The sequence below is a fragment of the Amycolatopsis sp. NPDC004625 genome (genome assembly GCF_040609695.1).
Taxonomy (GTDB): domain Bacteria; phylum Actinomycetota; class Actinomycetes; order Mycobacteriales; family Pseudonocardiaceae; genus Amycolatopsis.
In genome coordinates this window covers 165106-186072 of the sequence record NZ_JBEXKX010000005.1, presented here as the reverse complement: position 1 = coordinate 186072, position 20967 = coordinate 165106, and the positions used below count along the sequence as shown (strand labels likewise).

17 protein-coding genes (1 of these 17 only partly in view) are annotated in these 20967 nt (G+C 74.5%); 14 read left to right on the top strand and 3 right to left on the bottom strand.

What is annotated here, in order from left to right:
- Positions 1 to 38: 38 nt before the first annotated feature.
- The 9 genes from ABZW17_RS07905 (at position 39) to ABZW17_RS07865 (ending at position 12123) form a co-directional block, all read left to right on the top strand.
- Positions 39 to 572, top strand: coding sequence for a hypothetical protein (locus ABZW17_RS07905; RefSeq protein WP_354810850.1), 534 nt, complete (start codon positions 39 to 41; stop codon positions 570 to 572).
- Complete coding sequence (locus ABZW17_RS07900; protein ID WP_354810848.1) at positions 569 to 1024, top strand: hypothetical protein; 456 nt, start codon at positions 569 to 571, stop codon at positions 1022 to 1024. Before ABZW17_RS07905 ends, ABZW17_RS07900 begins: the two co-directional genes overlap by 4 nt.
- Positions 1017 to 1454: a hypothetical protein gene (locus ABZW17_RS07895; RefSeq protein WP_354810846.1), complete on the top strand. Its 438-nt coding sequence runs from the start codon at positions 1017 to 1019 to the stop codon at positions 1452 to 1454. Before ABZW17_RS07900 ends, ABZW17_RS07895 begins: the two co-directional genes overlap by 8 nt.
- Positions 1442 to 2023 (top strand): GNAT family N-acetyltransferase, encoded by a 582-nt coding sequence (locus ABZW17_RS07890; RefSeq protein WP_354810844.1) that lies wholly within the window; start codon positions 1442 to 1444, stop codon positions 2021 to 2023. The genes ABZW17_RS07895 and ABZW17_RS07890 overlap by 13 nt, the downstream gene beginning before the upstream one ends.
- Positions 2020 to 5187: a S41 family peptidase gene (locus ABZW17_RS07885; RefSeq protein WP_354810842.1), complete on the top strand. Its 3168-nt coding sequence runs from the start codon at positions 2020 to 2022 to the stop codon at positions 5185 to 5187. Before ABZW17_RS07890 ends, ABZW17_RS07885 begins: the two co-directional genes overlap by 4 nt.
- On the top strand, positions 5184 to 5873 hold the full coding sequence (locus ABZW17_RS07880; protein WP_354810840.1) for a 4'-phosphopantetheinyl transferase superfamily protein: 690 nt from the start codon (positions 5184 to 5186) through the stop codon (positions 5871 to 5873). The genes ABZW17_RS07885 and ABZW17_RS07880 overlap by 4 nt, the downstream gene beginning before the upstream one ends.
- Positions 5874 to 5969: 96 nt before the next feature.
- Positions 5970 to 8825, top strand: a complete 2856-nt coding sequence (locus ABZW17_RS07875) for a type 2 lanthipeptide synthetase LanM family protein (protein ID WP_354810838.1) — start codon at positions 5970 to 5972, stop codon at positions 8823 to 8825.
- 34 nt (positions 8826 to 8859) lie between these two features.
- Complete coding sequence (locus ABZW17_RS07870; protein WP_354810836.1) at positions 8860 to 9075, top strand: hypothetical protein; 216 nt, start codon at positions 8860 to 8862, stop codon at positions 9073 to 9075.
- 111 nt (positions 9076 to 9186) lie between these two features.
- Positions 9187 to 12123: an AAA family ATPase gene (locus ABZW17_RS07865; RefSeq protein WP_354810834.1), complete on the top strand. Its 2937-nt coding sequence runs from the start codon at positions 9187 to 9189 to the stop codon at positions 12121 to 12123.
- A gap of 308 nt (positions 12124 to 12431) precedes the next feature.
- Here ABZW17_RS07865 and ABZW17_RS07860 read toward each other — a convergent pair whose 3' ends face one another.
- Positions 12432 to 13361, bottom strand: a complete 930-nt coding sequence (locus tag ABZW17_RS07860) for a glycoside hydrolase family 5 protein (RefSeq protein WP_354810832.1) — start codon at positions 13359 to 13361, stop codon at positions 12432 to 12434.
- A 144-nt stretch (positions 13362 to 13505) separates the two neighbouring features.
- Here ABZW17_RS07860 and ABZW17_RS07855 point away from each other — a divergent pair, with 144 nt between their 5' ends.
- The gene (locus tag ABZW17_RS07855) at positions 13506 to 13700 is read left to right on the top strand and encodes a hypothetical protein (RefSeq protein WP_354810830.1); all 195 of its coding nucleotides are present in this window, start codon (positions 13506 to 13508) and stop codon (positions 13698 to 13700) included.
- A 4-nt stretch (positions 13701 to 13704) separates the two neighbouring features.
- Here the strand turns inward: ABZW17_RS07855 and ABZW17_RS07850 are convergent, their stop codons facing one another.
- Positions 13705 to 14601, bottom strand: a complete 897-nt coding sequence (locus tag ABZW17_RS07850) for an aldo/keto reductase (RefSeq protein WP_354810828.1) — start codon at positions 14599 to 14601, stop codon at positions 13705 to 13707.
- 86 nt (positions 14602 to 14687) lie between these two features.
- Here ABZW17_RS07850 and ABZW17_RS07845 point away from each other — a divergent pair, with 86 nt between their 5' ends.
- On the top strand, positions 14688 to 15257 hold the full coding sequence (locus ABZW17_RS07845) for a helix-turn-helix domain-containing protein (RefSeq protein WP_354810826.1): 570 nt from the start codon (positions 14688 to 14690) through the stop codon (positions 15255 to 15257).
- A gap of 5 nt (positions 15258 to 15262) precedes the next feature.
- On the opposite strand, the gene ABZW17_RS07840 is transcribed toward ABZW17_RS07845, so the two are convergent.
- The gene (locus ABZW17_RS07840; RefSeq protein ID WP_354810824.1) at positions 15263 to 16462 is read right to left on the bottom strand and encodes an FAD-dependent monooxygenase; all 1200 of its coding nucleotides are present in this window, start codon (positions 16460 to 16462) and stop codon (positions 15263 to 15265) included.
- 109 nt (positions 16463 to 16571) lie between these two features.
- Here ABZW17_RS07840 and ABZW17_RS07835 point away from each other — a divergent pair, with 109 nt between their 5' ends.
- The 3 genes from ABZW17_RS07835 to ABZW17_RS07825 all read left to right on the top strand — a co-directional run.
- Positions 16572 to 17051 (top strand): MarR family transcriptional regulator, encoded by a 480-nt coding sequence (locus ABZW17_RS07835; RefSeq protein WP_354810822.1) that lies wholly within the window; start codon positions 16572 to 16574, stop codon positions 17049 to 17051.
- A 266-nt stretch (positions 17052 to 17317) separates the two neighbouring features.
- A complete protein-coding gene (locus tag ABZW17_RS07830; RefSeq protein WP_354810820.1) occupies positions 17318 to 18763 on the top strand; it encodes a hypothetical protein in 1446 nt (481 codons plus the stop codon).
- Positions 18756 to 20967, top strand: partial view of an amino acid adenylation domain-containing protein gene (locus ABZW17_RS07825; protein ID WP_354810818.1) — the 5' portion only. It continues 56 nt past the right edge of the window; 2212 of the gene's 2268 nt are visible here — the first part of the coding sequence; the start codon lies at positions 18756 to 18758; its stop codon lies off the right edge, out of view. The genes ABZW17_RS07830 and ABZW17_RS07825 overlap by 8 nt, the downstream gene beginning before the upstream one ends.

Here is a 20967-nt window from a genome sequence, read left to right as displayed (position 1 = left end):
CCACGTACCCGCACCAGTTCACCAGCCCGGGAGGGGCCATGACCTCGATCGCGCCCGCCGCGCCGCCCGCCGCCGTTCCGGTGGCGCGAGTGCTGCCGCGCTGGTCGGCCCGCGCGTACGCCGGCGCCGACCGGGCGGAAGTGCTCGCGCTGTTCGCCGACCCCGGCTTCTTCTTCCGCACCGACCGGCCGGACACGCGCCCGGAGTGGGAGATCGACCGGCTGCTCGGCGACGACACGCGCGTGCTCCTCGCCGACGGCGTGCCCGTCGGCCTCTACGCCCTCGAACACGAGGGCAGCGAGCACGGCTGCCACTACGTTCTGCACCTGCGCCTGCGGTCCGGCGCCCCGCCGCACTGGTGGCGGGCGGCCTACCGCGAGATCGTGCGGGCCCTGCGGTGGCGGCACGAGGTGGTGCGGCTTTCGGTCCGGTTCCCCGAGTTCGACCCGGCCGGCCTCGCCTTCGCGCGGTCCGCCGGGCTCACCGAAGAGGGCACGCTCGCCGGCGTGACCACCCACGAAGGCCGTCGCCGCGGCACGGTCTTCTTCTCCCAGGTCTGGGCGGAGTCATGACCCTGCGCGGATACCGCGGCACCGACCGCGACCTGCTGACCGGGCCCTGGCTCGCCGGCGAACTGCTCGGCCTGCCGCTCCCGGACTGGCCCGCCCTCGCCGACCCGGCCGAGGTGCCCCCGCCCGCCGGCCACGACGAAGAGCTGTGCGTCACCGACAGCGCCTTCGTCCGCTACACCGAAATCGACTGGGTGCACCGGCGGGCCCGCCTCGAACTCGGCGTCCACACTCCACTGTCCGAAGTGGACGATATCCTGCGGGAGGCGGTCGAGCACGGCTTCACCGGCCTGAACCTGCGGCGCCTGTACGGCTGGGTCACCCCGGTCACCCGGCCCGCCACCGGCGCGCTGACCGCGGCCGGGTTCCGGCGCGAGGCGGTCGTCCCGGCCGCCACCTGGTTCGACGGCGCACCCGCCGCACGGGAGATCTGGGGGACGATCCGCCATGACTGAGCTGAGACCGCTTTCACCCGCCGAAGCGGCGCAGGGCCTGCGCCGCGCGGGCGAGGCCGCGCGCGGGTTCCTCGGCACCGACCCGGTGACCCAGAACGACGCCCTGCTCGTGCGGGAGCTCGTCCGCCGCGAAGCCCAGGTGTACGCCGCCGGCGGCGCGCTGGTCGGCTGCGTGCCGAACCGGGCGCAGCCGCGGCAGGCGTACGTCTCGAGCACGTCCGCCGGGCCCGAGCCGGTGCGCGCGCTGCTCGGGCACCTGACCACCTACCAGCGGCGGACGTCGTTCGTCGCGCTGGTCCCGGAGGCCGGCGCCGCCGCCTTCGCCGGCGCCGGGTTCGCGCGCACCGGCGTGCTGCCCGGCTACCGCTACGCCGGCCACGCCTTCCACGACGTGCTGGTCCTGGTGAAGGAGGAACCATGCCGATCGTGACCGTCCGGCACTTCACCGAGGAGGACGTCCCGCTGCGCACCGAACTGCTGCGCGAAGCGCGGTTCGCGGCCAACCTCACCGACTTCGCCGTCGGCTCGGACGACGACGGCCTGCAGGCCCGCCAGCTCCGCACCATCACCGAAGAGCACCGCACCAAGCGGATCTTCACCGTGTGCGGCCCGCACGACCGCGTGCTGGGGTTCGCCTGGATCACCTCGATCGACTGGCGCGCGCAGTGCTGCGAGCTGTCCTTCGGCGTGCTGCCGCGCGACCGCGGGCTCGGCGCGTTCGCCGTCTACGCCGTGCACAAGCACCTGCGCGACGAGCTCAACATGCGCGTGATCGTCAACCAGGTCTACACGCACAACACCATGTTCCTGTCCGCCGAGGCCCTCGAAGCCCAGCACCAGGTGCGGTGCGAACGGGACTCCCACACCGTCGGCGAATGGCGCACGGCGTGCTACTGGACGCTGTCCGACGAGGACATCCGGGCACACCAGGACTCCGCCGAAGAACGCCGCCGCGAGCTGGCCGAGCGGATCCGCGAGCGCATCGAGGCCCGGTCGTGACCGGGCGGGCCGGGTACCTGCGCACGCCCGCGGTCTCCGGCGGCACCCTCTACTTCGCGTGCGAGGACGACCTGTGGTCGGTGCCGGCCGAGGGCGGCCGGGCGCACCGCCTGACCGCGGGCCCCGGCGAGGCCCGCCGGCCGCGGATTTCCCCGGACGGCACCGAAATCGCGTTCGTCGGCACCGACGACGGCCCGGCCGAGGTGTACGTCATGCCCGCCGAGGGCGGCCGGCCGCGCCGGCTGACCCACCAGGCGGGCCGCTGCCTCACCGTCGGCTGGCACCCGCACACCGGCGAGGTGCTCTACGCCACCGACGCCGAACAGCCGTCCGGCTTCGGCGCGCGCCTGTTCTCGGTGCCGTCCGCGGGCGGTCCCGCGCGGCCGCTGCGGCTCGGCCCGGCCGACACGATCGCTTTCGGCGACGGCGGCGTCGTCGTCGGCCGCAACACCGCGGATCCCGCGCGGTGGAAGCGCTACCGCGGCGGCGGCACCGGCGAGCTGTGGTACGCCGAGGAGGAATCCGGGCCCTTCACCCGGCTCGTCGCGCTGCCCGGGAACGTCGCCGACCCCTGCTGGGCCGGTGGCCGCGTCCACTTCATCAGCGACCACGAGGGCATCGGCAACGTCTACTCGTGCCGGCCCGACGGCACCGACCTGCGCCGCCACACCGACCACCACGACCACTTCGCGCGCGGGCTCACCACCGACGGCACCCGGCTGGTCTACACCGCGGGCGCCCGGCTGCACCTGCTGGACGAGCTCGGCGCCCGGCCGGTCGAGGTGGACCTGGGCGGCGCGGCACCCCAGCGCGGCCGCCGCTTCGCCCCCGCGGGCGAGTACCTCGACGGCGCGCGGCTGTCCCCCGACGGCACCCGGCTCGCGGTGACCGCCCGCGGCAAGGCGTTCACCTTCGCGCACTGGTCGGGTCCGGTCCGCGGGCACGGCAGCGCCGACGGCGTCCGCTACCGGCTGCTGCGGTGGCTGGCCGGCGGGCGGCAGCTGGTCGCCGTGGCCGCCGACGAGAGCCCGGACGAGCGGATCGTGCTGATGGACGCCGAGGGCGGCGAGGACGCCCCGGTGCTCGTGGCCGGCGGCGTCGGGCACATCACCGAGCTGACCGCCTCCCCCGCGTCCGGGCTCGTCGCCTTCGCCACCAGCCGCCAGCGCGTGTGGATCGTGGACACCGCCGACGTCCTCCCCCGGCCCCGGCTGCTCGACGCGAGCCGGCACGAGCGCATCGAGGACCTCGCCTGGTCGCCCGACGGCCGCTGGCTGGCCTACACGTTCCCCGAGTCGCCGCGCACGTCGTCGATCAAGCTCGCCGACACCACCACCGGGCGCACCCACCGGGTCACCGAGCCGGTGGTACGCGACGCCCGCCCGGCGTTCGACCCCTCCGGGCGGTACCTGTACTTCCTCGGCCAGCGCGATCTCACACCGGAGCTCGACCAGGTGCAGTTCGACGTCGGGTTCCCGTTCGGGTCCCGGCCGTACCTGGTCACGCTGCGGGCGGACGACCCGTCGCCGTTCGAGGCCCGGGCCGCCGTACCCGGCCAGGCACTGCCCGCCCCGCGCGGCGACGGCCGGGTCGAGATCGACCTCGACGGCATTTCCCGGCGCGTCGCGGCGTTCCCGGTACCCGAAGGCCGCTACAGCGACATCGGCGCCCTCCCCGGCCGCGTGCTGCTGCTCTCGGTACCGCTCGCGGCACCCGACCCGGCGCACCCGGGCTCCGGCGCCGAGGGCACGGTGTCCCTGGTGGAGCTGACCTCCGGCCAGGTCACCGCGGGCTGCCTCGGCCCGGTCGACGAGCTGGACGTCCGGGGTGACGTCGTGCTGCACCGCACCGACAGCCGGCTGCGGGTACTGCGCGCCGACGCCGCCGGCGACCCACCCGACGGCGAGGAACCGGGCCCGGCCACCGGCTGGGTCGACCTCGGGCGCGTCAAGGTCCCGTTCGACCCGTCCGCGGAATGGCGGCAGATGTTCCGCGAGGCGTGGCGGCTGCAGCGCGAAGGCTACTGGGACGCGCGGATGTCCGGCCTCGACTGGGACGCGGTGTACGACCGGTACGCACCGCTCGCGGAGCTGGTGTCGTGCCGCGCCGAGCTGTCGGACCTGATCTGGGAGCTGCACGGCGAACTCGGCACCTCGCACGCGTTCGAGCGCGGCGGCGAGTACCGCGCCGGGCCGGACGAGGCCCAGGGCTTCCTCGGCGTCGACTGGGACACCACCCCGGACGGCTCGCAGTGGCGGATCGCCCGGATCCTGCGCGGCGACCCGTGGAACCCGAAAGCCGGCTCGCCGTGCGCCCGGCTCGGCGCGGACATCCGCGCGGGCGACGCGGTGATCGCGGTCAACGGGCGGCGGGTCGGCCCCGCGGGGCCGGGCGAGCTCCTGGTCGGGCAGGCCGACCGCGAGGTGGAGCTGACCGTCCGGCGCGCCGGGGCCGAGCACCGCGTGGTCGTGCGGGCGTGCGCGAGCGAGGCGCGCGCACGGTACCTGGACTGGGCCGAGGGCAACCGCGCCTACGTGCGGGCGGTGTCCGGCGAACGGCTGGGGTACCTGCACGTGCCCGACATGACGCGCAGCGGGTACGCCGACTTCGTCCGCGGGTTCCTGACCGAGCTCGACCGCGACGGCCTGATCGTCGACGTCCGGTTCAACACCGGCGGGCACGTGTCGCCGCTGCTGCTCGACCGGCTCGCCCGGCGCCGCACCGGCACCGAGCACGGCCGCTGGAGCGGGATGGCGCCCTACCCCACCGAGTCGCCGCGCGGCCCGATGGCGACGCTGCTCAACGAGCACACCGGGTCCGACGGCGAGATCTTCGCGCACGTCTTCCGCGCGCTCGGGCTGGGCCCGCTGATCGGGCGGCGCAGCTGGGGCGGGGTGATCGCGACCTGGCCGCGGCACCGGCTGGTGGACGGCACGGTCACGACCCAGCCGGAGTTCCGCTACCGGTTCGGCGACGCGGGTGGTTCGCTGGAGAACCACGGCGTGGAACCCGACCTGGCGGTGGTGCCGGCCCCGGACCGGCTGCTGCCGGGCGAGGACGACCAGCTCGCGGCGGCCGTCGCGCACCTGCTGGCGGAGCTGGGCACGCCGTCGGACGAGCTGCCCGCGCCGCGGGCGGCCCTGCTGCTGCCGCAGGCGCCATGAGCGTCGACGTCTGGCTGGTGCCGGTCCGCCCCCGGCCGGCGTGGCTCGGGCTCCTGTCCGAGCCCGAACGCGCCCGCGCCGCCCGCCTGGCGGCCGCGGACGTGTTCACGGCTTCCCGCGCGCTGCAACGCCTTTGGGGCGCCTCGGTGCTCGGCGTGGCGCCGTCGGCGGTGGTGATCGACCGGTCGTGCGAGCACTGCGGCGACCCCGCGCACGGCCGGCCGCGGCTGGCCGGGGCCCCGTCGTTTTCGGTGTCGCACACGAGCCGGTGGCTGCTGCTCGCGACGGCGGAGGCGGGCCTGATCGGCGCGGACATCGAGGACCCGGCCGCGGCGGCCGACCCGGCCGGGCTGGCGGGGGTGGTCCTGTCGGCGGCCGAGCACCGGGAGTTCGCGGCGGCGCCGCCGGCGGAACGGCCCGGGCGCCTGCTGACGGCGTGGACGCGCAAGGAGGCGGCGATGAAACTCGCCGGGCTGGGCCTGGCGGCGGCCCCGGCGCGGGTGGACGTGCGGGGGTCCCTCGCCCGTTCGGGGGTACCCGGATGGCCGCAGGAACCCGTCTGCCTCCGTTCGCTGCCGGTGCCCGGAGGGCACGTGGCGGCGCTGGCGACGACCGTGCCCGTGCGGGCCGTACACCGCCGTGACCTGGCCGAACTCACCGCACCGGAGTTCGCGGGACGGCGGTGAGCCCCCAGGATCGGAGACAGACCCCAGACCGGGGTACCCAATCTGGGTAGGAGTTACCCATGCGCCCGCATCTCCCAGGATGCGAGTCTCATCGGCGTGAGCCAGACAGTGGAACGTCCCGAGCAGGCCCCCCGCGAGGCACCGGCGTGGTGGACCGCCGCCCGCCTCCCCGGTGAGGCCGGCGAGAGCAGGCCCGGCTGGGCGCTGCTCGCCGAGGACGTCCTGGCTGCCCTGCCCGCCGAAGGTGACTGGCCCGCCCCCGCCGACTCCGACGGCGACCGCGTCTTCCGCCACGCCGTGCTGCCCTTCCTGGCCGCCACCCGCGAACTGCTGGTGGAGCGCGTGCCCGCCGCGGGTCGGGTCTGGCCGGGTGTCGAAACCTGGCTCGGCGGGCAGCTCACCTCGCTCGCCGCCCGCACCTTCGTGCTGGAACTGCACACGGCGAAGAAGGCCGGTCTGCTGCGCGGCGCCACCGGGCGCGACCGCTTCGTCGACTTCCTGCGCCTGCTCGGCAGCCGCGGGCACCTCACCGGGGTGCTGACCCGCCACCCGCTGCTGGCCCGGCTGCTCGCCGAGACCTGCCTGCGCACCGCCGACGCCGTGGCCGAGCTGCTCACGCGGTTCGCCGCCGACCGCGCCGAGCTGCGCGCCGGCCTCCTGGCCGGCAGCGCCGCCGAGCTGGCCGAGGTCACGCTGGGCGCGGGTGACGTGCACTCCGGTGGCCGGGCGGTGGCCGTGCTCGGCTTCGCCGACGGGCGGCGGCTGGTCTACAAGCCGCGGCCGCTCGGCCTGCTCGCCCGGTGGGGCGACCTGCTGCGCTGGTTCGCACAGGCGCGCCCGGGGCTCGCTCCGCGCCCGCTGGGCGTGCTGGCCCGCGACGGCTACGGCTGGGCGGAGTACGTGCCCGCGCGGCCGTGCGCCGACCAGGCCGGGGTCGAGCTGTTCTACCGCCGCCAAGGCGCCCTGCTCGCCCTGCTCTACGCCCTCGACGCCACCGACATGCACTGCGAGAACCTCATCGCCTCCGGCGACCAGCCGATGCTCGTCGACGTCGAAACCCTGTTCCACCCCGCGTTCACCGCGCTCACCCGCAACGGCCCCGACCCGGCCGCGGCTGCGCTGCGCCGCTCGGTCGCCCGCACCGCCCTGCTGCCGACGCTGATGCTCGGCGAGCACGGCGCGCTCGACGTGTCGGCCTTCGGCGGCGGCAACGGCGAACCGAGCCCGGTCGAGGTGCCGCACTGGGTCGGCGCCGGAACCGACGAGATGCGCCTGGCCCGCGGGCCGCTGCCCTACGCCGGCGGCGCGAACCGCCCGGTGCTCGCCGGCGCCGAGGTCGACGCCGGGATGTACCGGCAGAGCCTGCTGAGCGGGTTCCGCGCCGCCTACGAGTCACTGGTGGACCGCCGCGAAGAGCTGCTCGGCGGCGTGCTGGACGCGTTCGCCGCCGAGGAGATCCGCCTGGTCATGCGGCCGACCCAGGTGTACGTGACGCTGCTGACCGCCGCGACGCACCCGGCGCACCTCACCGCGGGCGCCGCCCGGCCCGAGGCGTTCGCCTCGCTCGCCGACGACCACGGGAAGGCCCACCTGCCCGCGCTCGTGCCCCACGAGGTCACCGAGCTGTGCGCCGGGGACGTGCCGGTGTTCACCGCCGCCGCGGGGTCGGTCGACGTCACCACCGGCACCGGCACGGTGCTGCCCGGCCTGCTCGCCGCCAGCGGCCTCGACCAGGCCCGCGCCAAGATCGCCCAGCTGTGCGCGGAGGACCTGCGCGAGCAGGAGTGGTTCGTCGAGGCCACGCTCGCCACCCGCCGCCCGGAGGTCCGCCACCGCGCGGGCGCGCCGCTGCCCGGCGCGGTCGCCGCCGTCGTCCCCGACAGCCAGCACCTGCTCGCGCTGGCCTCGGCGATCGGCGACGACCTCGTCGCCCGCGCCGCCCACGACGACGGCCGGGCCAACTGGGTCGGCCTGGAACTGCTCGACGGCCGGCACTGGCTGGTGCTGCCGATGGGCGCCGGGCTCGCCGAGGGCTACTGCGGCACCGCGCTGTTCCTGGCCCAGCTCGGCCGGCTCACCGGCACCGCCCGGTACTCCGAGCTGGCCGCCAAGGCCGTGCGCACGCTGCCGATGCTCGTCGAGGTCCTCGCCGAACACCCCGAGCTGGCCCGCGAAGTCGGCTCCGGCGGCTTCTTCGGCCTGGGCGGCATCTGTTACGCCGTCGCCCGCCTGGCCTCACTGCTCGGCGACCGCGCCCTGGCCGCCTGCCTGCCCGCCGCGATCGCCGCGACGGCCGCCGCCGACACGGCCGCACCCGCGGGCGTCGGCGAAGGCACCGCGGGCGCGCTCGCCGCGATGCACGCCGTGCACGCGGAAAGCGGGCTGCCCGAAGCGGCCGAGCTGGCCGCCACGCTCTCCCGGCGCCTCGCCGGTGCCCCGCGGCCCGCCGCCCCCGGCTTCCTGTGGGGCGCGGCGGGCGTCGACTGGGCGCTCGGCCGGGGCGGCCGGACCGCGGTGGACCCGGTGTCCGGCGACCTGGGCTGGTGCTCGGGCGTCGCCGGCCGGATCCTCGCCGCGGCCGCCGCGCGCGGGCCCGCCGGGCCGCCGCCCGGCGCCGCCACGCAGGCCGCGGACAGCTTCTCGGCCGCGGTGGCCGCCCGGCCGCCGTCGTCCGACCAATCCCTCTGCCACGGCGAGCTCGGCACCCTGGAAGCGCTCGTGGTGCTGGCCGGGCAGGGACACGAACCGTCGGTCTCCGCGTTGCGGAGGGCGACTTCGCGCCTCGTGGGCGCAGTCGAAGGACACGGGCTCCAGTGCGGCACGCCGCACGGGGTAGCGAGCCCTGGCCTGCTAACCGGAACCGGGGGTATCGGTTTCGGGTTGCTGCGGGCCGGTTTTGCCGAACAGGTTCCGTCGGTTCTCCTGCTCGAGCCGTCGGGACGTCCTCAGTAATTGCCTCGGAACACACCTCATCCTGGGAGTGCAGATGCGCAACGACAACGCCGGCGAATTCGACGCGACCACCGCCGGCTCCGAGGTGGACAACCCGCTCGGCGACGCCACGCCGGGCGCGGAGCCCGCCGGCAGAACGAAGATCGGTGTCCGGGCGGGGATTCTCGCCGGCCTGACCCTCGGCGTGGCCACCGCCGCGGTGGTCACGATGGACATCAGCACGGTGGTGAGCAACCACACGCACGCGTGACGTGTCCGTCGCGGTACAAAGCGTGACAACAACCCGAATCCTGCCGTCCGAACAGTGGAATCTTCACCGGAAGAACACCGAATCCGTAGGTCCGGTCTCTAAGGTTGGCGCATGCGCACCCGTGCCCCCGCTCTCGTCGGCCGAGGAACGGAGATCGACGAGATCGAGCGGGTGTTGGCCGACGCTCGCCGCTCGTCCGGATCGGCGGTGTTCGTCACCGGGGAACCCGGGATAGGCAAAACCCGGCTCGCCGCCGAAGCGGTGGGCCGCGCCCTGGATGCGGGGCTGGTGGTGCTGCGGGGCCGCGGCAGCACCACCGGGCCCGCCGTACCGTTCCGGGCGCTCACCGAAGCGCTGCTGTCGCTGGCCCGCACCGGCGGCCACGAGCTGGTCGAACAGCTCGGGCCGTACCGGTCGGTGCTGGGCAGGCTCATCCCCGACTGGGCCGCCGGCGCCGACACCGCGGGCGACTCCTCGCTGGTCGTGCTGGCCGAGGCGACGCTGCGGCTCACCGGGCTGGCCGGGGCGGGCCGAGGCTGCCTCTTCGTCGTCGACGACCTGCAGGACTCCGACGTCGAAACCCTGGCCGTGGTGGAGTACCTGGCCGCCAACGTCCGCACGCAGCCCGTGGTCGTCCTGGCCACGCTGCGCGCCGAGCCCTCGCCCGCGCTGGAGTCGGCCCACGCCGTCGCCCGGCGCGGCGAGGGGTTCCTCATGCCGTTGGACAGCCTCGGCCCCGCCGAGGTGCGGGAGGTGGTGGCCTCGTCGCTCGGCGCCGAACCGGGCCAGGTGTCCGCCGACGTGGCCGAGCGCCTCTTCGCCGACAGCGCGGGCAACCCGCTGGTCGTCGAGGAACTGCTGCACAGCATGGTGGCCGCGGGCGAGCTGGTGAACGGCGCGGCGGGCTGGCGGTTCACCGGCCACAGCCGCGGCGCGGTGCCCTCGACGCTCGTCACGATCATCACCCGCCGCGCCGACCGCCTCGGCGAGCGCGGCAAGCAGCTGCTGGCCATCGCCGCGGTGCTCGGCCGCCGGTTCCCGCTTTCGGTGGTGCAGCGGGTCAGCGAGCTGGACGACCACAGCCTGTTCGGGCACCTGCAGTCCGCCGTCGCCGCGCAGCTGCTGATCGCCGACGAGCGCGGCGAAGACTGGTACGCCTTCCGCCACCCGCTCACCGCCGAAGCGCTGCTCACCCTGCTCAACCCGGCCGAACGCGTGGCGCTGTCGGCGAAGGCGGCCGACGCCGTGGTGGAGCTGCACCCCGACCTGCCGGGCGAGCTGTGCAGCCTCGCCGCGTCGCTGCGGCTGGGCGCCGGGGACCGCTGGGCGGCCGCCGACCTGTACCGCGAAGCCGCCCGCCGGGCGCTGGCCGAAGGCGCGCCGGGGTCGGCGATCGCCGTGCTGGAGCACGCGGTGAACCTGCTCGGCGACGACGCCGGCCGCGGCGGCGAACAGGCCGGGCGGTACCGGGACCTGCTGGAGCTGCTGCTGTTCGCGCTGGCGGAGGCGGGCCAGTTCGACCGCGCGGTGAAGGTCGCCGGCTCGCTGCGGCCGGCCGACGGCCGCGACCGCGCCCGCCAGATCCGCGTCCACGTGCGGCTGGCGTGGGCGGCGCAGGTCGCCGGCCGCTGGGCGGAGGGCTTCGAGCAGGTCGCCGCGGCCCGGGCGCTGCTGCCCGGGGAAGGGGCGGACGAGGAGGCCGTCGCGGTCGACGCGGTGGACGCATACCTGTCGATGTCCGGCCCGGCCCCCGACCGGGTGCGCCGCAGCGAAGAGCTGGCCCGCCGCGCGGTCGCCGGGGCCGAGCGGATCGGCTCGCCGTCGACGGCGTGCCAGGCGCTCTACGCGGTCGGGTTCGTCGTGCGCGAGCGGGACATGACCGAGTCGGACGAGTGCTTCCGGCGGATGCTCGACAGCGCCGCCGAGCACCGGCTGACGAACTGGCGCAACTACGCCCTGGTCGGCCTGGGCGGCAACGCCTGGCTGTCCGAAGCGGACCCGTCCGGCTTGGAGACCGCGCGCGCCGAGGCGTTGCGCACGGGCGGGATCAGCCTGGCCTACAACGCGGAAGCGGTGCTGGGCCTCAATTCCGTGCTGTGCGGCCGGTTCGGCGAGGCCGAACAACGGCTGGACGCGTGTTACGCGGAGGCGTCGCGGATCAAGCTGTTCGCGGTCAGCCGGTACGTCCAGATGGCACAGGCGGTCCTGGCGGGCCACCGCGGCGACCGGCGCACGATGGAGTCCGCCCTCGCCGCGTTCCGGCGCGACGGCGGCGACACCGGCCCCGAGGCACCGCTCGCCCGCGGTCTCGCCCAGGTGTTCTGCTCGCTGCTGGAGGAGGACCGCGACACCGCGCGCGCCGAGCTGGAGACGCTCGCGGCCGACCAGGCCCGCCAGCAGAGCACGTTCCACCTGGCGGGCACGCACGGCCTGAAGCTCCTGCTCGACGTCATCGCGGGCGACGCCGGCTGGGACGACCACCGCCGCGTCGCCGCCGGAGCGGCCGGCGGAATGCGCTGGAACCGCCAGTTCGTCCTGCTGGCCGAGGCGGTCCTGCACGGCCACGACCACGCCCCCGACGCGGCCGCGACGGCGATGCACCGGGCGGCGCAGGCGGCCACCCCGTTCGGCATCGCCCGCCCCCTGGGCCTGCGCCTGGCCGCGGAACCGGCGGTCGACCACGGCTGGGGCGAACCGGCGGACTGGCTCCGCGAAGCCGAAAGCCGCTTCCACGGCGCGGACGTGATCCCGGTGGCCAGCGCGTGCCGGGCGTTGCTGCGCCGGGCCGGGGCATCGGTGCAGCAGCGCCGCACGGGGACGGAACGGGTGCCGGAGAGCCTGCGCTCGATCGGCGTGACACTGCGCGAGTACGAGGTCTTCGAGCTGCTGGCGTTCCGGCTGAGCAACAAGGCACTGGCGGCACGCCTGCACATTTCACCGCGTACGGTGGAGAAGCACGTGGCGGCGCTGCTGATGAAGACGTCGGTCCGCGACCGGGCCGAGCTGGCCACCTTCGCGGCCGAACACTCGTCGGCGTCAGAGGTCTGACCCACGACCGGATTCCGTTCCCCGAGCAACGCCCGCCGCAAGGTCCCTTCGCCGGCGCGACCACCCACCTGCCCGGTCTTCCGCGCAGAACGAGCGGCGGACTCGGCCCGCGACCACCGAGCTGGCCACCTTTGCGGCCGAACACTCATCCACGTCAGAACTCTGACCCCGCGGCCGAATCCCGCCCGCCGAGCTGTCGCCAGCGCGACTGCCCGCGCGTCGGTCCCCCGCGCAGGACGAAGAACCAGCAGACGTCGGTCCGCGACCGGGCCGAGCTGGCCACCTTCGCGGCCGAACACTCGTCGGCGTCAGAGGTCTGACCCGCCCAGCAGCGCCCGGCGCAACGGCTCCCGCCACTCCCCCCGGTCCACGTCGTACGCGCCGAAGTCCGTCCCGAACTCCCAATACGCCCAGCTCATGCCAAGACGCTCGGCCTCCGCCCGGACGCACGCCGTCCATCGTGCGCGGGAGTCCATGTCCGCGGCCGAGAACGCCCCGAACTCGCCGATGAACACCGGCCGCCCGTGGTCCCGGCCCCACGCCGCGACCTGGGCCAGGTCGTCACGAACGGCGGCTTCGTCGGCCGCGCCGCCCCAGGGGCGGCCGAGCCAGCGCTGCGCTCCGTCGACCCAGCCGGCGCCCTGGTGGGTGAACTCGAACGGTGCGTAGTAGTGGACCGTGGCGAGCACGTTGCGGTCGTCGGGCACGGCGAGCGACGGCAGCGCCGCCGGGCTGTTCATCTCGGCCGGCCCGATGATCACCGTGCGCTCGGGGTCCGCCGCACGGACGACCGCGAGCGCCTCCGCCAGCACGGCGTTCCACCGCTGGGCGGTCAGCTGCCCGCGCGGCTCGTTGAGCAGTTCGAACCACAGCCGCCCGGGGTGGCCGGCGTAGCGGGCCGCGATCTGCCGCCAGAGCGCCAGAAACCGGGGCCGCTGCTCGTCCGGTGCGGCGCAGAGCCCGTCGTAGTGGTGGACGTCGACCACCACCCGCAGTCCGCGGTCGAGCGCCGCGCGCACGCCCGCGTCGACGCGCCGGAAGAACGCCGGGTCGATGGCGTACGGCGGCTCGGACGCCGCGTGGGCCGACCACCGGACGGGCAGGCGGACCGTGTCGAAACCGGCCTCGGCCACCTCGTCGAAGTACCGCTCGCGCAGCGGCAGCCCGGGGCCGCCGCCCAGCGCGTCGAGCGCGTTGCCGAAGTTGATGCCGCGCCCGAGCTCCCCGTTCGTTGCCACGGGAGGAAAACGCCGCCGTGGCCGGTGGTGTTCCCGTGGGTGTCACCCGACCCGGTGCCGTGGGCCGCGGTTCCGTTCCGTCGCGCGGGTTCCGGGGCAGTCCCCGCCCGACGGGAAAACCGGCTCCGGAACAGGAGAATCGCCATGCGACGCAGCATTGCCACGATCAGTGCCCTGGTGTTGACGACCGGAGTCCTCTTCGGAGCGGAAGGCCTCGCTTCGGCCCAAGCGGAACCCGGGCCGCTGCGGTGCGTGGGCAGTTCGCTCGAAATGTTCGCCACCAACGCCCTCTGCGTCGTCCCGCGCACCTACCCCGTCCTCCTGATCCCGGCTTCCTGACGCGCTAGCCCAGTGCGGCGTCCATCGACCGCGTCGGGATCGCGTCCAGTGCGGCCAGGGTCTCGCCGTCGAACGTGATCCCGGCGGCGGCGATGTTCGCCTCGAGGTGCGGCAGGCTCGCAGTGCCCGGGATGAGGTGGACGTTCGGGGCGTGCTGCAGCAGCCAGGCCAGCCCGATCTGTTCCGGGGTGTGGCCGAAGGCCCGCGCGGCGGCCTGCACCGCGGGCTCGCCGGTCACCTTCGGCAAGCCGGGGAACGCGCCGCCCAGCGGGAAGAACGGGACCCAGGCGATGTCCTCCGCGGCGCACAGCTCCAGCATTTCCTCGTCGTCGCGGCTGACCAGGCTGTAGGCGTTCTGAACGCACGCGATGCCGGCCGGCAGGGCCCGGCGCAGGACGTCGAGGGTGACGCTGCTGAGCCCGATCGCGCCGATCTTGCCTTCGTCGCGCAGGGCCGTCATCACCGCGAGCTGGTCGTCGAGGTCGACGACCTGGTCGCCTTCGGCGATCAAGCCGGGGCCCCGGTCGGCGCGGCGCAGGTTCACCAGCGGGATGCGGTCGAGCCCGAGCGCGCGCAGGTTGTCCTCCACGCTCGCGCGCAGGTTTTCGGGGCGCTGGGCGAGCCGGATCGGCGGGGCGGCGCCGGGGTCCGGGTCGGCCCCGACCTTGCTGGCGACCAGGAAGTCGTCGCCGGCCCGCAGGGCGTCGCGCAGGACGCCGTTGACGAAGCCGTTGCCGTAGAACTGGGCCGTGTCGACGTGGTCGACGCCGAGCTCGACGGCTCGGCGCAGCAACGCGACGGCCGCGGCACGGTCGTCGCGCAGGCGCTCGAGCTGCATCGCCCCGAAGCCGACGCGGAAGACGGTGCGGCCGGCGAGCGCGGCGCGTGCGGTGGAAGGCATGGGGTGTCCCCGTCCTCGTGCGATGATGGTGAAGCGGAGGAACCTCCGTTCAGCTCGACCGTAGCACAACCGGAGGTGCCTCCGCTTTGCCGTCACCCGAATCCGGCCGGCCCGTGCGCTCCGACGCGCGCCGCAACCGGGACAAGCTCGTCGCGGTCGCGCGGGCCGCGTTCGCCGTCGCGGACGGAACCGTCGCGCTCGAAGCCGTCGCCCGCGAGGCCGGGGTGGGGATCGGCACGCTCTACCGGCACTTCCCGACCCGCGAAGCCCTGGTCGAAGCCGTTTACGCCGCCGAACTCGACGACGTCACCGCGGGCGCACCGGCCTTGCTCGAACAGCTCCCGCCCGAGAAGGCCCTGCGCGCCTGGATGGACCGCTACGCCGCGTTCGTGGCGACGAAACGCGGGATGGCGGACGTCCTGCGCGCCGGCGTGGCGTCGGGCCGCATCGCGACACCGGCGACGCGGCAGCGCATCACCGCCGCGATCGCCGCGATCCTCGACGCGGGAGCGGCGGCGGGCACCCTGCGCGCCGTCGCCGACCCGGAGGACGTCACGCTGCTGCTGCTCGGCGTGTTCCTGTCCACCTCGGCCGCGCCGGACCCCGAGCGGACCGGCCGGATGCTCGACCTGCTCGTCGACGCCCTGCGCCCCTGACCGCGTCAGCCCACCCGCACCGGGAAGTCCGGCAGCGTCAGCGCCGAATGCTCGGGCCGCGGCGCGCTCGCCGGCGCCAAGGACAGCTGCCGGAGCGCCGCGTTGCGCGCTTCGAGTGCCTCCGCGGTGGCCGGGAAGAGCGTCGCCTGGCCTTCGCCGACCATGGCCTGGTTGCGCTCGACGAAGTCCCGCACCCGGTTCTCGTATGCCGCGAAGGCCGCTTCGTGGTCGGGGATGGTCGCCAGGGCGTGGCCGAGCGCGTACGCGCCCACGAGGGCGAGGCTGGTGCCCTGGCCAGTCAGGAACGACGGCGCGTACGCCGCGTCGCCCACCAGCGCGACGCGGCCCGACGACCAGCGCGGCAGGTGGATCTGGCTGACCACGTCGAAGAACAGGTCGTCGGCTTCGCGCATCGCCTCGACCATGCCCGGGATCTCCCAGCCGTCACCGGCGAAGGTGCGGGCGACCAGGTCGCGCTGGGCCTCCGGGTTCCGGAACGCCTCGATCGGCGGCTCCGGCCGCGTGAACACCAGGAAACCGTGGACCACCTCGCTGCCGAGCACCGCGTACAGCGCCGCGCCCTTGCCGGGCGTGGTCCAGGTGACGCCCTCGCGGACCAGGCCGAAGTCGTTGGGCAGGGTGAACCCGGCGAAGCTGTAGCCGAGGTAGTGGTGGAACTGCGCCTCGTCGCCGAGGACCAGCCCTCGGGTGTTCGAATGCAGGCCGTCGGCGCCGAACACCAGGTCGTAGGTCTCCCGGCGGCCGCTGCGGAAGGTGACGTCGACGCCGTCTTCGTGCTGCATGAGCGTCTCGACGGTGTCGCCGAACCGGACGTCCGCGTCGTCGCGCACCAGGTCGTACAGCGCGTGGATCAGGTCACCCCGGCGGATTTCGAGGTCTTCGCCGTCGGCGCCGCGGATCACGACGTTCGGGTCCAGGGACGCCACCTCGCTGCCGTCGACGTCGAGGAAAGTCAGCCGCCGGGTGGAAATGTGCAGGTCCCGCAGGCGGGGCAGGATCCCCATCCGCCGGACGGCGTCGATGGCCGTGCCGCGGATGTCGATCGGGTATCCCCCGGCCCGCAGCTGCGGCGCCTTCTCGACGACGGTGACCGAGAAGCCGGCCTGCCGCAGCCAGAAGGCCAGCGCGGGACCGGCGATGCTCGCTCCCGAGATCAGGACCGAACGTGCGGACGTGCTGCTCATGGTGTCTCCTATAGCTAAGTTAGGTATCTAAAATGAAGGTGCGACAATGCCCCTTGATCACCCCGGACCCGACCAACTATATACCTAAGTTAGCTATCTAAGAGGTGTGATGGGCGACACAGAAGCCAGCGAGCTGCGGTCCGTGCTGCCCCGGATCCTGCAGCTGGGCACCCTGATGAACCGCAGCGGCATCGGTGAACGGGCGATGAAGCGGATCGGGGCCGACCTCGACCGGCCCGGGCTGTCGATCCTGGTTTCGCTGCACATGACCGGCAAGGCGCTGCGCGTCGGCGAGATCGCGGAGCGCATGCAGGTCGCCGGGCCGCACGTCACGCGGCACCTGCACGTGCTCGAACGACGGCGGCTCGTGCGCGGCCTGGCCGACCCCGACGACCGCCGGGCCCGGCTGGTCGAGCTGACCCCCGAGGGCGCCGAGATCGCCGACCGGTACTTCACGACACTGCTCGGCTGGTTCGGCGAAACGCTGTCCGGCTGGTCGCCGGCCGACCGCCGGACCTTCTACGACCTCCTGCTGCGGTTCACCGACGACTTCGCGTCGTACCTGTCGGCGACTGCCGACGAGGAGTGACGTTTTCCGGCGGCGCAACAACCGGCCCGGACCGGGTTTCCCGGATGGCCGGACAATTCTCCGCCGCCCCGGATATTAGCCGCAAAAAGGCGTCCCGCGCTGCCCACTAGTGGACACCACCGGCCCACCCGCCGAAGTTGTCCACTAGTGGGCAAACCCTTGCTGTCTAACGTAAGCGCTGGTGAACATACCTGTCGTGCCGGGGGCGAACCGCCACCGGGGCGCGATCGGGCCAACCTTTTCGCAGCCATCGCAAGGGGGACACCGTGACCCTGATTCTCAAGACGAAGCCCGGCGACTACTCCGCGGAGCTGCCCGGCGAATTCTCCGCGGGCGAACTCTCCGACTACCTGAGCGCCTACTGCGCCAATCCGCTCTTCCGCAGCGCGCGGTTCGAAGAACTCGAGATCGACGACGACCCCTACCGCCGGCCGGTGCGGCCCGAGGACCTCAGCTTCCTGCGGTTCGACCGCCCCTTCGGGCGCGCCGACGCCTCGCAGCTGTCCGCGTTGATCGGGCACCGCATGCTGCTGAACATCCACGACACCGCCAAACCGATGTACGCGGCGAACATGACGCCGGAGCGGTGGGCGGAACACCGGCTGTTCTACGGCGAGCGCAACCGCGTCCTCGGCGAGCTCGTCCGGCCGCTGCTGGAAGAGCACCTGTTCGGCTTCGTCCGGGAGACCGTCGCCGAGCAGGAGCGGCCCGAGCCGGACGTCGCGAGCCTGCGGAGCCTGCTGACCGACGTCGCCGAGCGGCGGGGCGTCGCCGCCGAAGAGGTCGTCGGCCTGGTGGCCGGGGCGAAGGCCGCCGACGAAGCCGCGAAGATGACGGCGGTCCAGTTGCTGGCCGGCACCCTCAACGCCCCGCTGCGGGTCAGCCCGCTGATGATCCCGGCCCCGGGCGGCAACGCGCTCGCGGCCATGACCGGCACGCGCCGCGAGGCGCACCCGATCGACGACGTCCTGGGCGCGGTCCTGGACGCGTGCGGGTTCGGCCTCGAGCCGCACCGCTACTACCAGTACTACCTGCCGTCCACGCTCGCCGCGATGAACTACCTGAGCGGCACCGCGCGCGATCCCGGCCGGGTCTTCGAGTTCCTCGGCGCCATGTGCGTGCGCACCCTGGACTCGCTGGCGCTGATCGGCGGGCACGGCGCCCGGCTGGCCGAACTGGCCGCGTCCTCTTCGGCCGACGCCGCCCTGGCGCGCACCGCGCCCGAGGCGGAGACCGCCGCGACCGTCGAAGCGATCACCCGCACCGTCCTCGACCCGCTGGCCCACCGGTTCGGCCCGGTGGCACTGGCCGCCTTCGACCGCGGCGCGCGCGAATACGCGCTGCTGCTCGACGTCCACCACGACGACCTGACCGTGCAGCTGCGCTGGATCGACAGCGCCGAGGCCTACCGCGCGAAGGCCGAACGGCTGCAGGCCGCCATCGACGAACACCACATCCCGGTCGCCCTCGACACGTTCGTCGAGTCGTGGGAGGAGTGCTCGACCACCCACGTGCACGACGACGACCGGCTGCTGGTCATCGAAAGCGGCGAGATGGAGTTCTGGAACTGCTTCTCCGGCATGCACAAGTTCCGCGCCGGCGACAAGCTCTTCATCCCCAAGCACCGCCTGCACGGCTCGGTCGTGCTCTCCGGCGAGTGCGTCTACCACCAGCCCGTGATCACCGCCGAGCTGGACCAGCGCCATGGCTGAGCCGGCCGCCGGCGTCCTGCTGCCCGAGATCCCCGGCAAGCGGCTGTTCCGCGCCGACCGGGCCGAGCTGCCGCAGGACGCCCCGGCGTGGCTGGTCCGGGCGGCGGAGGTGTTCCGCGCCGACGTCGGGCACGCCGAGTACCCCTGTCACTTCGGCCGCAACGCGCTGCACCTGGGCGAGCTGTTCGGCACCTGGGTCGGCGAGGACGGCGACCTGTCCGCGATGCGCGACGACCTCGTCGCCTTCCTGGACGCCACCCGGCCGTTCGCCCACCGCCGGATGGCGCTGGCCGCCTTCTTCGCCCCCGAACCCGGCGCCACGCACGCCGGGCACGGCCGGCGGTTCTGGACCGTACTGCGCCGGCTCGCCGGCACCGACGACCGGCCCTGGCCCGACGAAATCCCGACGGCGCCGGAACACAGCCGCTGGGAGTTCTCGTTCCACGGCGTCCCGATGTTCGTCTTCGCCGCGGCCCCGACGCACGTCGCCCGCCGCAGCCGCCGCCTCGGGGACGGCCTGGTGCTGCTGTTCCAGCCGCGCAACGTCTTCGCGGGCATCGAAGGCGGCAGCCCGGCCGGGATGGTCGCGCGGCGCCGGATCCGCGAACGCCTCGCGGCGTGGGACACGATCGAACCGCACCCGTTCATGGGCAACTACGGCGACCCGTCGAACTTCGAGTGGAAGCAGTACTACATCAGCGACGCCGACGGCGGGGCGATGTACGAGCGCTGCCCGTTCACCCACGCCTTCCCGGAGGAGGCCGACACCCGCGGTTTCGTCCACCGGCAGTTCGAACAGCAGGCCGCGGAAACGCCCACCGCGGTCGCCGTCATCGCCGGCGAAGACGTCCTCGACTACGGCACGCTGGACCGGCGCGCCAACCGGCTGGCCCACACCCTGCACGCCGAGGGCGTCCGGCCCGAGCACCGGGTCGGCGTCGTGGCCGACCGGAGCGCCGACACCGTCGTCGCATTGCTCGGCGTGCTCAAGGCCGGGGCCGCGTACGTGCCCGTCGATCCCGCGCTGCCCGAAGAGCGGACCGCCCTGATGCTGGACGAGTCGGGGGTCGACGTGGTCGTCGCCCCGGGCCGGCTGCTCGGCCGGATCCCGGTGGGCCCGCGCCGGCTGGTCGCGGCCGACGGGGCGGGCCGGGTGGCCGGCGAGCCACCGGTGCTCGAAGCGACGCCGGACAACCTCGCCTACGTGCTCTACACCTCCGGCTCGACCGGGACGCCCAAGGGCGTCATGGTCACCCACCGGCAGCTCGCCCTGGCCACCCTCGCCCAGCACGTGCCCGAGCGGCCGCGGCCCGAGGCGTTCCTGCTGCCGATCTCGTTCTCCTTCGACGCGTCCGGCGTCGGCCTGTGGTGGACGCTGACCAGCGGCGGTGCCCTGATCATCCCGGCCGACGGCGACCACCGCGACCCGGGACGGCTCCGCGAGCTGAGCCGGCTGTACGGGGCCACGCACCTCGACTGCACGCCCGCGCTCTACGACCTGGTCCTCGGCACCGACCCGGCGCCGCTGGCCGGCCTGCGCTGCGCGATCGTCGGCGGTGAGGTGCTGCCGCCGTCGCTGGCCGCCCGGCACCGCGCCCTGCTGCCGGAGTGCCTGCTGGAGAACAACTACGGGCCGACCGAAGTCGCCGTCTGGGCCATGACGCACCTGATCCGCGACGACGTCCCGGACGGCCGCGTGCCGATCGGGCACGCCATCGCCGGCGCGCACGCCCACGTGCTGGACGACGACCTCGCCCCGGTCGCCGACGGCGAGGTCGGGGAACTGTTCCTCGGCGGCGGCAACGTCGCCCGCGGCTACCAGCTGCGGCCCGGCCTGACCGCCGGCCGCTTCCTGCCCGACCCGGCCGCGCCCGGGGCCCGGATGTACCGCACCGGCGACCTGGTCCGCCGCAACGAGCGCGGGGAGCTGGAGTTCCACGGCCGGGCGGACTCCCAGGTCAAGGTCCGCGGCCACCGCGTGGAACTGGGCGAGGTCGAGGCCGCGCTGCGCGCCCACCCGGACGTCGCCGAGGCCGCCGCCGCGCTGCGCACCACGGCGGGCGAGCCGGTCCTGGTCGCCTACCTGAGCCTGGTCCCCGGCGCCCGGCTGTCCGACGCCGCCGTCCGCGCCCACCTCGCCCCCCGGCTGCCGCCCTCGTTCCTGCCCTCGCGGATCGTGCGGCTGGCAGCCCTGCCGCGGCACG